Genomic DNA, 14,235 nt, shown 5'->3' on the forward strand with positions numbered 1-14,235 from the left:
TCCTTTGCTTAATTACTTTAAAATATAAACCTCATTCCAACTTCACCACCAAAATACCCAAGATTGAGTTTAACTGTTGCAGAAGTAATTGTAGGTGAATTTTTAAGTGTATATGGATACTTAACATGTAAATTTTTAAACTGATTATTTATAACTTTATGATAATAACCATCAGTAAAAATACTGATAGAAGGAGATATTATATAATTAATGCCAATTTTACTTTGACAAGCAAACTTAATATATGTTGCTTCAAAAAATTCAATAAAATCTCCACCAATACCCACACATACATAAGGTGATATCTTTAGATTATTAAAAGAAAAATCATAACAACTATTCATCATAACCGATGCAATAGATATTCCATTATTTTTCATAAAAGTATAATAAGATGTCTTGTTACCATTAGTACCATCATGTGCTTTCGGAGAAAATGCATCAGTTTTTTTTTCACGTACTAAAGCAAAATATCTATTAGCATCTTTTACTACACAATTTTTACAATTTACAACATCAAAATTCCCATAAGAACCTTCTATTTCTAATCTTAGTCCTTGCCCTGAATAATAACCAATTGCACTACTGAAATTTGTAAAATTGTTTTTAAATTTTGCAATGTAAGGGATATTAAATTTTGTATCATCCTGTAATGTAGTTTCTGTAATATATGTAACACCAGTGTCAAGACCTATTAAGTCCACAATTTTATTATTTTCTGCTACTGAAAAATTTTTAAAGTAAGAGATACTTGGTTTGTACTGTCCACTTATATACAACCCAACCTGCTGGGTAAGTGTATTGTTGCCTATAGATATTGTAAATGACTGAAACGGAAAAAGAAATAACAAAAGCGCTAGTACTGCATTTACAAAGTTAAGCTTTTTTACCATAGATATAACCTTACTTAATTAAATATAAACCTTACTCCAATTTCACTGCCAAAATAACCAATATCAAGGTTAGCTAATACAGGTATAACTTCTGCAGAAATATTAGAATTGGCTACATGTTGTATGTACAAGTTTTTAAATTCATTACCCATGACTTTATGATAATATATATCAGAAAATAATAGGATATTATTGTTTATTAGATAACTCACCCCAATCTTTCCTTGATATGCAAGTTTAAAATATGTTGCATTAAAGAGCCCTATAAAATCTCCACCAATACCTGTGCATAAATATGGAACTGCTGATGTATGACTAATTGAAATATCATAGCAAGTATTAACCATAATAGATGTAATGGATAATTTGTTATCTCTTGCGAAAGCAACGCTTTGAGGATTTATATTGTATGTCTCAGAGTAATATTTACTTGAACTTATTATTAATGACTCATTAAAATTTTTTATATAAAATTCCTCGTAAGAACCTTCTGCTTCAAGTCTTAACCCTCTAGAAGAATAACCGATAGTTCCGCTGAAACTAGTAGTGTTATCTTGAAATTGTAAATTATAGGGAATGGTGTTATGAGTATTTGACTTTAGGATACTGCTTAGATTGATTATGATATTTTTTTCAGATTCTACTGAATTTTTTATTTTGGAATTAGCTTCGTGTATTGAGAAATTCCTAAAATGAGGAATACTAGGCTTATATTGGCTACTGACATATATATTAGAAGCTTTTGCATCTTTTTCCATATTATCTATTAATGCTGAAGAAGATTTTACAGGTAGTAATAAAATAACTAATATTATTGTATGCATTACTATATAGTTTATTTTATTATACATATTTTTCCCTTAATTTTTTAAAATACAAAACTTAACCCAATTTCACTGCTAAAATGTTCTAAATTGAGAGTTAATAATGCAGTAGGATCTAACTGTTCGTGATTATTATTACCACTACTTTTTAATGATACAGGAAGAAGGACTGGTAAAAGCTTAAATTTATCTCCTATAACTTTGTGATATTGTCCATTAATAGACAAGACTAGCTTTGAAGTAATGGGATAATTAATGCCAATTTTTCCTTGATAGGCAAATTTTATTCTCATAACATCAAAAACTTCTATAAAATCTCCACCAACACCTAGACATATATAGGGTGTAAAACTTTTATATTTTGTTTCACGGCATAAATTTATTATATTAGATATAATAGATATACCATTGTTTTTTGCTATAATGTAACCCTGATTGTAACCTGATGTTATAGTCTCTTTTAAAGGCATAAAACCGTGTAACAAATGACGTGGTATAGCAAAGTATCTATGCCCTTCTTTAGATTGATAATATGCAAGACGCTTTATATCAAAACTTTTATAAGAGCCTTCAAATTCTACCCTGAAATTTCTCACTAATAATCCAATAGACAAACCTAATCCTAATAAATCATTTTTATAAGATTTATAAGAATCAGTTTGACGACTCATTATAAAACTAAAATTATTACTTAAATTACTAAGTTCAGTATTTGTTACATACTTATTTAATCCAACTGGTTCTGCTGAATCAAAATCAGTTTCCTTAATATGAAAATTCTTAAAATGTGAAACAGTTGGTTGATATTTTATTGTTATATAAGACCCATCTATATTGTTGTTTTGATATACTGAAAAAGCAAATCCTGGCAATAACAATATAGATAATGATATTATAAAATTTAAGTATAACTTCCACATAAATGCAACCTACTATTTAAGAAATAAACCTGATACCGACACTACTGGTAAGAAAATTAATGTTAAATTTTGCTGATATAGTAGTAAATTTTAAATCAGTAGGGTAATCCACTAATAAATCAGAAAATTGATTATCGAAATGCCCATGAAAAGACCCATCGATAAAGAATGATAAATTTGAAGATATAAAATAACTAATACCAACTTTAGCTTGATAAGCAAATTTAAAATTTGTTTGATCTAGAAAATCAATAAAATTACCACCAACTCCAATGCATAAATAAGGAGCTATATTGCTTGTTTTCTTTAGAATAAAATCATAACATGCATTGACTAAAAAAGGAGATAAAGTAATACCTGTATTTTTCATACAATAATGCTTATTTGTAGTATGCTTTGCTGCTGTAGGTGTTAATGCAAAATACTCATAAAAATTGTCATAAAAATATCCAGAAGGAACTTTTATATTGAATTTCTCATAAAAAGCTTCAAGCTCTATCCTGAAATTGTCTAGAGAATATCCTACAATGCCACCTACTCCCAATAAATTTTTTGTGTATGTAGGGTCATAAGGCAAGGTAAAATTACTATTATTCTTTAAAAGATTAAATAATGTAGTATCTTGTGTCATATAAGGTATAGTACTTCTATATTCTTGTTTTAAAGACACCAATTCCTTTATGTCACTGTTAGTTACTGAAAATCTGTTAAAATGTGGAGTTCCTGGTTTATATTCTCCACCTATATAAAAATAACCTGAATTGTTTTTAAAGGAATCATTACCTATAGTTGCAAAGGATAATGAAGGTAAAAGAAATATTAAACATATTAATATAAAAACCTTTGCACAACTCATAATAAAACCTTAATAATTATAACTTAAAAAATGGAAGCGTATCTTCCCTATAAAAACATCACTAATACTGATTGTTATAAGACTAATAATGTGTTTACCTAGAACATGATAATTAGCAGGAAAATTTCTTAATCTGTTTTCTGTTATTTTATTGTATATACTTATAGCAACTCTAGTATTAGCAAAAAAACTAAAATAAGGAACCTTAGAATTAATTAATCTAATAACATCAAAGATTTTGAAAAAATTTCTGTTTACATGAAAGTGACTTGATATCTTACTACGATTACAATTATTTAAAAACACTGAAAGATTATCATTTATAATAAATTTTCCTGAGTTTGCTGCCGGAAGATTACTTTTGTAATAAAAATATTTTAATAAAGAATTGATAAAGCCCTTTGCCTTTAACTTAGACAGTCTTCTTACAAGGCTATTGCTATATCCTGTAATAAAAAGAAATAACACTACAAACAATAAAACGTAGCCTTTTAACTTTTTATTATCCATAGCATAACCCTTTAACACACTGACTTAATAAGTAACAAACACACTAAAACTTTATCTTATACTTATATACATATAAAGACAAATACAAATTTGTCAAAAAATATTTTTTATAATACGAACTTTACTCCAAGACTTCCACCATAATATCGAATACTTAACATAGCTGTTGCCAATGTCGTATGATCTTGATGCTGATCACATGTATGATATTCTGGAATATTTTCGAATTTTTTACCAAATAAACCGTGATAATAACCCTCTGCGAAAATTGAGATCTTAGAAGAGATAGGATAGCTGGCTCCTAATTTTCCTTGATATGAAAATTTTGTGGTATACGCACTCAAAAAATCTATTATATCTACTCCGAACCCTAAACATGAGTATGCTGTTATATTGTATTTAAGAGCATCTACATCATAACAAACGTTAATTAAAGCTGAAGTAGCTTCAACACCACTATTTATTAAAACAGCATACTCATTTGCCTTAGGGTAAGGATTACTCTCGTCTATATGATATGCTATAGCAAAATACTTTTCAAGATCAGCTATTTTGTAATCATCATTTTTTAAATGAAAAACCTCACTAGAAATCTCAGATTCTATTCTAAGGTTCTTGTTATAGTAGCGTCCAAATACACCTGAAAAGCCCAAGAGGTTGTTTTCATAGTGTGGATTATATTTCATAGTAAAATTGCTGTTGGTTTTTATATTAGTCAATATATCACTTGATAAATCCTTTTTTAAAGCAAAAATCCCTACAATATCAACTGGACTGTTGTCTTGCATAAGAAGTTTTGATATGTGTTGCCTAGCTGGCTTATATTGAATACCTACATATGTAGGATTATGATCACCAAGAACCAATGCTAAAGAAATATGTGGTATAAACAGCGTTAGCACAACCCACAAAAAAAACTTCCTATCACCCATATACCTAAACCCTAATAATTATTCTTAAAGAGCTACATATTTACAATTAAAACAAATAAATATAGTAAAAAAGTATTAAGCCAAACTAATTGTTGTGTTTACAGCATAACTAAATATTTGTTATAAATGTGAAAATATGGTAATACACAGTAACTGTTTTATTCTATAAAAAGTATTTAGTCAAATAAAAACTAAATTTTAAAATATCAAATGAACTAACTTAAGATGGTGTTCATAAAATGTGTATTTAGATAGCTGATGTAGAAAACTTTTCCTTTGATAATGGAGCTTATTGTTTTTTTTCTACGGATCTTTTTCTTGAAGTTGTTGTTACAAATCTGCCTATGCTAAGTAAACCTGAAATTTTTATGTTGTAGTAAGAGTAATAATTGTTTGTCATCCTGTTAATCGTAATAAAACTTTATCATACAATGAATATAAGAATTTATATTCCACTATGTAAAAACTTACTTTAATATACTAGATAAGCAATTATGGCTATAGGATAAATCTAAGGCCAATCTCAGCGCCGTAGTTGTCTGCATTAAAATAAGCTATAGGTTCTATATGTTTTGGTGCATCTTTCAGTTCAATAGGATACTGAACTGATAAATTACTAAAAGAATTGTCTTTCATTTTTACATAGTACCCATTAGCAAATACAATAGTTTTTGGAGAGATTAAAAACCCTAAGCCTAACTTAGCTTTAAATATTGTGTGAATATTTGTTCCTCCTAAGAAACTGGTTATTCCTTGTCCTATGCCAATACAAGCACTTGGTACTAGAGAAGAATTGCTGATTATCATATCATAACAAGCATTAAGTATTAAAGAAATAACCCTAAATCCTTCATTTTTTATTACTACATAATTTCCGTTGGTATCATTTTCCATAGTATCTCCTTTACATAATGCGAAATATCTGTGGTTGTCCTGATACTTATATTTTTGTTTATCAACATCAAATCTTGTAAATGCTCCTTCTAACTCAACTCTAAGGCCTCCTCCTGAATATCCAACAGCTCCTGAAAATCCTGTATAATTTCTGTTGTATACAGGGATATAGCCTTTTGTAGTATTGAATTTATCTTTCTTTGCAAGGTCTGGTGCTTCATTAAGATCTTCTTTTAGTGTAAATAAGGTTAATTCTTTTTCTGTATTTTCATCTATGCTGTATTTTATAGATATCGGGCTAAACTTAGGAAAGTCTATATTGTAATGTCCGCTTGTATAAAAACCAGATATCTCGCTCTCGTTAGAGAAATCAATGGGAACTGGTGATGCAGATCCATTACATGCAAATAATGTCATGAGGGGAAATATAATCCCTGCAACTGAGAATTTAATCATAAATATTATCCAAATGATATAATAATTTCATACTAATCAAAATCACGTTCCAAGTCAAAAACAATACTCCGACAATATACAAATAAATCTTTATTAATGTATTATACAATAGTGCATGGTTTATTTACCTTGTGTGTTACCATTATAAAAAACATTTGCTAATGCATTTCAAGCTATGCATTAGATAATATATATAAAACGCATTGCAATGACCATAATATAAAGGGTTTTTATTGTTATTTATTCAATTTCTTAGCATACTTTATATTATTAAGGTGATTGTATAATAACTTATTGTTTACTATCTAAGGATAATGCCTTAACCAAATTATAAATTATGTTACGTACTTTTTCATTTTTTATACAAGTATATGCTCTTACCATCATCAAAACTTCTTTGCTATCTATATTGTTATCGTGAAGTTCTGGTATGAATTTTTCTTCATTTTCTTTAAGTATAGGTGTGCATGCAACAGTATGATCACATGAAATACTTTTTAGATCTTCTTGTAATTTTAACATTATATCCCTTACTTCAACATTAAGCACAGTTGCAAGTTGGTATAGCCTGCTAATAACTATACGATTTGTCCCTTTCTCGTATTTTTGTACTTGTTGGAAAGTAATTCCTAATTTGTTTGCAAGCTGATTTTGACTCATACCTCTCATGATACGTTGTCTTTTTATTTCTTTTCCAACGCACTCATCAACAGGATGAGGTCTAACTTTTGTTGTACTATTTTTTGACTCTTTTGTGCATTCTATTTCTTCTTTTTTGAAGCTTTTAGAAGTATAATCATCGTTTATATCAAGTCTTATCCCTTTACTTATAGATTTGGTTTCCTGTATATTTTTATTGATTAAATCACAAATTAAAGGATCATGTGCTTTTATTTCATCGGTATATTCTGTTTTATTCATTTTGTTTTTGCATGTCTAGACATATTATTTTATCCTATAATAAAGCAACGTATGTAAGATAAATCATGCATAAAGTGAATGCAATAGTTATTTAATGGATATATGTTATCTAATCTACTGAAATAATATACTAGCTATATAACATGCAGGAATAATATGTCATATTTATGAAATATAAGATATAATTTGTTTGCTTTTTAACTTGATTGGATTAATAATTTATATTAAACTTAATTTATCCAGGTTAGGAGGATGTGTTTTGTTAGAAAGAACTTTATCTATATTAAAACCAGATGTAGTAAAGCGTAATATTACTGGGCAGGTTAATTCTTATATAGAAAATTCAGGACTTAAAATAATTGTGCAAAAGATGTGCTCACTAACACGTTATCAAGCTGAAGAATTTTATGCAATACATAAATCTCAGCATTTTTTTGTACCATTAATTGATTTTATGGTTTCTGGTCCAATAATAGTTCAAGTATTGCAAGGAGAGAATGCTATAAGCCTATATAGAGAAATTATGGGTGCTACGGATCCTAAAAAAGCAAATCCTGGAACTATTAGAGCAGATTTTGCTGAGAATATAGATGCAAATTGTGTACATGGGTCAGATAGTTTAGAAAATGCTATGCGAGAGGTAAGATTTTTCTTTAGTGATTATGAGCTCTTAGCATTAAATAATTAATTGTTTATATTAAAGTATCTTCGTATTTAAAGTCTGAACTTATATATACGTTGTTATTTAAGTTAGGAAATTTAGCTGTATACTTCAAGTACTTGTTCCGAGCCTTTGTGTTATTTGCTTGTCGGGTTTAGTTTATAGTGTTGTTATAATATGATTTACTTAAGTGATGGTTGGGTTTCGGTATAAAGGGAATGTGAACTTAAGTTTAATATTTTTAAAATGATCCTCTTAAGGAATTGTAAATTACTGCTTAAAGAAATAAGTAGTGAAGTTATTTTGTTGTGTCTATGAATAAAATATTTTGTATCTTTTTGAATAGTATTTCTAGAAATTAGAAATTCGTGGTAAAAAGAGAAGAATGGGGTGAGTATTACTTTGTTTATGTTTTAGGTAACTGTATAAATATTATATTTTGTTATAGCTACTAGGTTATAAATAGTTCTGTATTTATATAAGCATATTATTTCATGATGCCATACCTTAAAGTGTTACTAAGTTTTATGCATATAATGAGTCACTACTTTTCCAAAGGGCTTTATTCTTTGGAAATAATAAGATAGATTTGTGATCTAGTTCTTTACTTCTTTAGTAATTCTTTTGCATAATCTAATAATTGAGATTTTGTTAACTGATATGAACTATTTTCCCAAAAATCTTTGATTGTCTTTAAAGTAGTACCGAGGTTTTTTCCTGCTTGATATCCTATGTTGAATAAATCTTTGCCAGAGATTGGAAATTCAGGAATAGTTAACTGATCTGCATATTCAATATATTGCACTAGGTCATGATAATTTAGGTTTAGTTCTGCGTGCCTTATTCTAATTAAATCACAATACATTTTTTTCCCAAGCTTATTTATATACTTCTGTTGTTCAATAATTGAGAGTGGAAATTCTAAGTTATTATTTAATAGTGATACAAGTATTTTGTGATTATGATTTGATAAGCATAAGGATATTTTGATTTTGTCTAAGGAACAATTGTTATTTGTTCTTAGTAAGGCCGCTAATTTTATTAGTGGGTCTGCGTCTGATAGTATATCAGATGACATTATATCTGGTATGACTTCAAAAGGAATGATTTTTTCTAATACATGACATTTTTGCATAATTTTTAATGTGTTAGATAAGTTTGGGCATGATAAAAGTTTAAAAAATTCGTCACGTATGCGTTCTCTAGATAGTTTATTAAGACAAGATGAGTATTGTGTACAAGAATAAACTATTTCATCACTCAATTTATTTTGACTACATATAGAAGCATAGAATCTGAATGCCCGAAGTATACGTAGATAGTCTTCTTGTATTCTAATTTCTGGATCTCCAATGAATTTTAGCTGTTTTTCCTCTAGATCTTGAAGACCAGAAAAATAGTCATATATTATTCCTTTTTCATCACAATATAGCGCATTAAAGGTGAAATCTCTTCTTGAGGCATCTTGTTGCCAATTATTTGTAAATTTTACTTCAGCATGTCTTCCATCACAACTAATATCAGATCTTAATGTAGTGATTTCATACGCTGTATTATTTACTATGGCTGTTATTGTGCCATGTTTAATACCTGTTGGTATAGCTTTAATATTGGCTGCAACTAAAGAATTTATTATTTGGGTAGGCAATAAAGTAGTTGCGAAATCAATATCTATAGTTTGTCTTTTTAGGAGATTATCCCTTACACATCCACCTACTAGCCTAATATCTCCTTGAAATTTTTTTATTGCGTTTATAATTAATAAAATATCATCGTTATTTATAAAATTATCGTACATTTGTAACGTTAGATTATTGAAATAATAAAATGTTAAACAAATACTGGTAGTATTGCATTGTTTTTTTAGATCTTATTAATTTTTTTGACCGTTTATGTTACGATTAGCGTATACATAGTAATGTGTAGGGTCTTGTTATATAAATTTTAATGTTATTGCTATTTAGTATATGGTTATGATGTACATAAAAACATAAATATGTGTGAATATTTTATTTTCATTTATTGGGAATTAAAATAGTAATATTTTTTACAATAACAGCTATATGTAGTTCTGTAGGATATATTAGATATACTTATTAGTTATGAAACTGCTTATTTGGTACTTTTGTATTGTTTAAATTGATTCTGAGAGTTTGTTGTATAATTGGTATAAAGATTTTGTGATGCGAGATGTATTCCAGTAAGATATATTTGTGTTTAATAATATACTAAAGTATATACTAGATTTGGGGTCTACTTGTGGGTAGAAAACAGTTCACTCGGTGTCCTTATACTTGTTTATATCTATAGATTATAAATTGTAGCATGATTGGTTTTTAGAAATTATGTGTGTAACTGTTCTACTGATGTATATTGTGTTCGAAATGTGCTACCGCAGTATATGATCTAGCAAGATATGATTGTTTATGGCCTTTATGCTGTTTATATCTTATAAATCATTAAATTTTTTAATATAGTGTGTGTTTTATTAAATTTAGTTCAACAATATTTATGTTTAATACTTTGTATGTTGAACTAATTTTGTATTTTGGGTTATTAGATAAATTAATTTATGATCATTCATACATGACTTTTTATAATTGCGTCTTCTATTATAAACTGTATGTTCTCATTACCTCTCCAATAGTTAACACTAATTTTTCCTAGTAACATAATTGCAGTGCGTTCTAATAAAGCTAAGCCTAATTCTGTATCTACACATCTAAAACAAATTCCCTTTATAAAGGTTTTATTGTCATAGATTAAACATCTTATGTGACTATCTCCTATAATTTCTGGATTTTTTATTTTAATGTTTGTCAGAATGAATCTTGGTTCAGGATTACCTATACCAAATGGTTCTAAAGACTGTAGTTCCTTCCATAAAATTAGATTAATTGCTGTTACAGTAATAATGCCATCTACTTTAAATACTTTTTGTTTATTAATATTGTGAAATTTTTGTGAAAGAAATTCATATAACGTTTTAATTTTATCTTCCTGTACTGAGAACCCAGCAGCCATAGCATGCCCTCCTCCTTCAGTTATTATTCCTTCTAATTTTGCTGATAAAATGGCTGCACCTAAGTCTACATCTGGTATCGATCTAGCACTTGCTTTACCAATGCCATTGTCTAGTGAAATTACTATGCTTGGTAGAAAAAATTTGTCTTTAAGTTGTCCTGCTACTATACCTATTATTCCTGGGTGCCAATTTCCTGCAACCATAATTAAATTTGTATTTGCTGATATCAGAGCTTCTACTTGTTCAACTGCTTCCTTAAAACTTTTATGTTCTAGTTCTTTCCTTTCTAGATTGAAATTTTGTAATTTTTCTGAAATTTCTAGGGCTTCTTCTTCACTGTTGGTTGATAATAATCTTGCACCGAGACTTGCATTTCCAACTCTTCCTCCAGCATTAATATGTGGCCCTATGTTAAATCCTAGTTGATAAATATTTGGCTTTTCTTCTAATCCAATAATATCGGATAAAATTTTGAGACCTATATTTTGTCTTGTTGCCATAATTTTTAAGCCTTGTTTTACAAAAGCTCTGTTTAATCCTACGATAGGCATAACATCACATACGGTTCCCAATGCTACTAAATCTAGATATTTCATTAGGTTTGGCTCATGATTATGTGTGAAGAATCCTCTTTCTTTTAAAGTTTTATTTAGTGCTACAAGCAGTAAAAATGATACACCAACTCCTGCTAAGTATGTATATGGAGAATTTTCATCTAAGCGATTAGGATTAATAACTGCAATTGCATCTGGTAGAGTGTTCAGACCCATATGGTGGTCAATAACTATCACATCAAGATTTGCTAATTTTGCTGCCAATATTGGTTCATGTGCTATAGTGCCACAATCTACAGTTATGCATAAACTATTGCCAATTTTTTGCAATTTAAGTAAAGCTTGAGTATTTGGTCCATATCCTTCACATATACGATCTGGAATATATATTGTTGTAGATACACCTATTTGTGTCAGGTATTGCTTTATTAATGCAGATGATGTTGCTCCATCAACATCATAATCTCCAAAAATAACAATTTTTTCTTTATTGTATATTGCTTTGCAAATTCTTTGTATTGCTTTGTCCATGTCTAAAAGATGGAAAGGATCAGGTAATGATGATCTTAATGTAGGGTATAAGAAGTCATCAATTTCTTCAATACTTACTTTTCTTGTTGATAATATTCTTGCGACAATTTCAGATAGATGAAATTTTTGTTTTATTGTTAAAACGTCACGGAGATTTACATTGTATGGTTTCCATAGTGCACCTGTTACACCAATATATTCTGGGTTTTCTAAATTGTAATCTAGCATACTGCGTAACTAAAAATATATATTATAACACTGCTTTTTACACTTGTATTTATAATATTGAAGTAGCTATAAATTAGACGGATTTTTAGTACTGTAAAATAAATGATATAGTCTTATAAATATTCATTAACTTAGTGTATATTGGTGTGAGTTATTACCTTGATTGAAATCTTAAGTTCAACTGATAATAATATTGGAAGATTGCTTAACTTTGATATTCATTGTAAGCATATTTGATATATTTTTGTTGTTTTTAGTGTTACATTATCTATATAATTAGGTTTTTCGGTCTAGAAAATAACTATATTGTTGTTAAATATGGAAGAAATATAATGTCAGTTCCAATAACGGTTGCTTACGGAGACGGTATTGGTCCAGAAATCATGGAAGCTGTACTGTTAATTTTGAGTGAAGCAGGATCAGGTTTAGTTATAGAGACTATAGAAGTAGGGCATAATTTGTATAAAAAAGAATGGTCTTCTGGTATTGCGCCTTCATCATGGGATTCTATTTATAGAACAAAAATATTGCTTAAATCTCCTACTATGACCCCGCAAGGTCAAGGTCATAAAAGTCTCAACGTAACATTGAGAAAAAAGTTAGGATTATATGCAAATGTTAGGCCATGTATTTCCTATCATCCTCTGATAAAAACAAAATATCCTAATCTTAATGTAGTAATAGTTCGAGAGAATGAAGAGGATACATATACTGGTATAGAGCATAGATTGACTAGTGACACGTATCAATGCTCAAAGATTATCACAAGGTCAGGTTCAGAGAGGATATGTAATTATGCGTTTCACTATGCTACCGTTAATAATAGAAAAAGGGTTACTTGTTTGATAAAGGATAATATTATGAAAATGACAGATGGAATTTTTCATAAGTCTTTTTCAAAAATTGCAAAAAATTATCCTGATATTGATTCAGAGCATTATATTGTTGATATTGGCATGGCTAAGGTAGCTATTGATCCTGAACATTTTGATGTTATAGTGACTACTAATCTTTATGGTGATATTGTATCTGATATAGTTGCTGAATTGTCAGGGTCTATAGGTCTTGCAGGTAGTGCTAATATAGGAGATAATTATGCAATGTTTGAAGCTGTTCATGGGTCAGCTCCAGATATAGCTGGAAAGAATATAGCAAATCCTTCTGGATTATTAAATGCAGCTATACAGATGTTGATATATTTGAAAAAGTTCGATAAAGCAGAGTTAATTTATAATGCGTTTCTCAAGACTTTAGAAGATGGTATTCATACGGCAGATATTTACCAAAGTCAAGTTAGTAGGGAAAAAGTTTCTACAATGGATTTTGCTAAGGCTATTATTGAAAATTTTGGGCAATTTCCATCCCAGTTACCAAAATCAGTGTTTCAGGATAATGCAAGTAGAGCAGGTATATCTTATACATATGAGCCGTCTTACGTTGCTAAAATCCTTGTTGGAGTGGATATAACTATTGGTTGTGATGATGTAGACCTAGATTCTAAGCAATTAATTCACACTCTTCAAGATATTACACATGATAGACTAGAGCTTGTACTAATTCATAGTAAAGGATTGGAAATTTGGCCTGATGAGTCTGCGAATACAAATCTTTCTTATATAGACCAAATATGTTGTAGGTTCTATGTGAAGAATCAAGGTGATAGGATCATGAATGAACATGTTAATCAGTTACTGTTTGACATCGACCAGAAGAAGATAGACGTAGTGAAAATGGAAAAATTATATTTATATGATAGTCAAGCTGGATTTTTCACTATGTGATAGTGATTAACAGTTGTGATACTGTGATTGTTACATTAAGGTGTGTTAGTAAAGGATATTGTGATAGAATATATTGACTTCTTGACATAAATACTAAGTATGGGGGGCTTATGAGCAAGTCAGTTCGGCTTTCTGCTATGTAAGCTTAATAAGCAGTGGTAAATTCTAGGTGTTTAAATAGAGAATGCTTGTAGTTATGCATAGGTTTCTACGCAGATCAAAAGAGACAATAGTAGTGTTTATAGATGA

At 28.9% G+C, this 14,235-nt stretch carries 12 protein-coding genes; 2 read left to right on the plus strand and 10 right to left on the minus strand.

The window, feature by feature from the left end:
* Nucleotides 1-17: 17 nt before the first annotated feature.
* From EHF_RS00285 to EHF_RS00320, 8 genes are all read right to left on the minus strand, one after another.
* Nucleotides 18-893, minus strand: a complete 876-nt coding sequence (locus EHF_RS00285) for a P44/Msp2 family outer membrane protein (protein ID WP_044193946.1) — start codon at nucleotides 891-893, stop codon at nucleotides 18-20.
* 14 nt (nucleotides 894-907) lie between these two features.
* On the minus strand, nucleotides 908-1,744 hold the full coding sequence (locus tag EHF_RS00290; protein ID WP_044193947.1) for a P44/Msp2 family outer membrane protein: 837 nt from the start codon (nucleotides 1,742-1,744) through the stop codon (nucleotides 908-910).
* Between the two features lie 17 nt (nucleotides 1,745-1,761).
* Nucleotides 1,762-2,637, minus strand: a complete 876-nt coding sequence (locus EHF_RS00295; RefSeq protein ID WP_044193949.1) for a P44/Msp2 family outer membrane protein — start codon at nucleotides 2,635-2,637, stop codon at nucleotides 1,762-1,764.
* A gap of 16 nt (nucleotides 2,638-2,653) precedes the next feature.
* Nucleotides 2,654-3,493: a P44/Msp2 family outer membrane protein gene (locus EHF_RS00300; protein WP_044193951.1), complete on the minus strand. Its 840-nt coding sequence runs from the start codon at nucleotides 3,491-3,493 to the stop codon at nucleotides 2,654-2,656.
* A gap of 9 nt (nucleotides 3,494-3,502) precedes the next feature.
* Nucleotides 3,503-4,003, minus strand: coding sequence for a hypothetical protein (locus EHF_RS00305; RefSeq protein ID WP_044193952.1), 501 nt, complete (start codon nucleotides 4,001-4,003; stop codon nucleotides 3,503-3,505).
* A 107-nt stretch (nucleotides 4,004-4,110) separates the two neighbouring features.
* On the minus strand, nucleotides 4,111-4,935 hold the full coding sequence (locus tag EHF_RS00310) for a P44/Msp2 family outer membrane protein (protein ID WP_044193954.1): 825 nt from the start codon (nucleotides 4,933-4,935) through the stop codon (nucleotides 4,111-4,113).
* Between the two features lie 498 nt (nucleotides 4,936-5,433).
* A complete protein-coding gene (locus EHF_RS00315) occupies nucleotides 5,434-6,285 on the minus strand; it encodes a P44/Msp2 family outer membrane protein (protein ID WP_044193955.1) in 852 nt (283 codons plus the stop codon).
* Nucleotides 6,286-6,576: 291 nt separating this feature from the next.
* On the minus strand, nucleotides 6,577-7,206 hold the full coding sequence (locus tag EHF_RS00320; RefSeq protein ID WP_044193957.1) for a helix-turn-helix domain-containing protein: 630 nt from the start codon (nucleotides 7,204-7,206) through the stop codon (nucleotides 6,577-6,579).
* 259 nt (nucleotides 7,207-7,465) lie between these two features.
* On the opposite strand from EHF_RS00320, the gene ndk reads away from it, so the two are divergent.
* Nucleotides 7,466-7,894 (plus strand): nucleoside-diphosphate kinase, encoded by a 429-nt coding sequence (ndk, locus tag EHF_RS00325; protein ID WP_044195735.1) that lies wholly within the window; start codon nucleotides 7,466-7,468, stop codon nucleotides 7,892-7,894.
* A gap of 577 nt (nucleotides 7,895-8,471) precedes the next feature.
* Here the strand turns inward: ndk and EHF_RS00330 are convergent.
* Nucleotides 8,472-9,665, minus strand: a complete 1,194-nt coding sequence (locus tag EHF_RS00330) for a CCA tRNA nucleotidyltransferase (protein WP_044193959.1) — start codon at nucleotides 9,663-9,665, stop codon at nucleotides 8,472-8,474.
* A gap of 782 nt (nucleotides 9,666-10,447) precedes the next feature.
* Nucleotides 10,448-12,205, minus strand: a complete 1,758-nt coding sequence (gene recJ, locus EHF_RS00335) for a single-stranded-DNA-specific exonuclease RecJ (RefSeq protein WP_044193962.1) — start codon at nucleotides 12,203-12,205, stop codon at nucleotides 10,448-10,450.
* Between the two features lie 332 nt (nucleotides 12,206-12,537).
* Between recJ and icd the strand changes: the two genes are divergently transcribed.
* Complete coding sequence (icd, locus tag EHF_RS00340; protein WP_044193965.1) at nucleotides 12,538-13,986, plus strand: isocitrate dehydrogenase; 1,449 nt, start codon at nucleotides 12,538-12,540, stop codon at nucleotides 13,984-13,986.
* The last annotated feature ends 249 nt before the right edge of the window (nucleotides 13,987-14,235 follow it).

Source organism: Ehrlichia japonica, assembly GCF_000632845.1.
Lineage (GTDB): Bacteria > Pseudomonadota > Alphaproteobacteria > Rickettsiales > Anaplasmataceae > Ehrlichia > Ehrlichia japonica.

Excerpts from the sequence above, each read along its gene's own strand:
- EHF_RS00320 (WP_044193957.1), bottom strand. The coding sequence starts at position 7,206 with ATGAATAAAACAGAATATACCGATGAAATAAAAGCACATGATCCTTTA.
- EHF_RS00290 (WP_044193947.1), bottom strand. The coding sequence starts at position 1,744 with ATGTATAATAAAATAAACTATATAGTAATGCATACAATAATATTAGTT.
- EHF_RS00285 (WP_044193946.1), bottom strand. The coding sequence starts at position 893 with ATGGTAAAAAAGCTTAACTTTGTAAATGCAGTACTAGCGCTTTTGTTA.
- icd (WP_044193965.1), top strand. The coding sequence starts at position 12,538 with ATGTCAGTTCCAATAACGGTTGCTTACGGAGACGGTATTGGTCCAGAA.
- EHF_RS00305 (WP_044193952.1), bottom strand. The coding sequence starts at position 4,003 with ATGGATAATAAAAAGTTAAAAGGCTACGTTTTATTGTTTGTAGTGTTA.
- EHF_RS00315 (WP_044193955.1), bottom strand. The coding sequence starts at position 6,285 with ATGATTAAATTCTCAGTTGCAGGGATTATATTTCCCCTCATGACATTA.
- EHF_RS00310 (WP_044193954.1), bottom strand. The coding sequence starts at position 4,935 with ATGGGTGATAGGAAGTTTTTTTTGTGGGTTGTGCTAACGCTGTTTATA.
- EHF_RS00300 (WP_044193951.1), bottom strand. The coding sequence starts at position 3,493 with ATGAGTTGTGCAAAGGTTTTTATATTAATATGTTTAATATTTCTTTTA.
- EHF_RS00295 (WP_044193949.1), bottom strand. The coding sequence starts at position 2,637 with ATGTGGAAGTTATACTTAAATTTTATAATATCATTATCTATATTGTTA.
- recJ (WP_044193962.1), bottom strand. The coding sequence starts at position 12,205 with ATGCTAGATTACAATTTAGAAAACCCAGAATATATTGGTGTAACAGGT.
- EHF_RS00330 (WP_044193959.1), bottom strand. The coding sequence starts at position 9,665 with ATGTACGATAATTTTATAAATAACGATGATATTTTATTAATTATAAAC.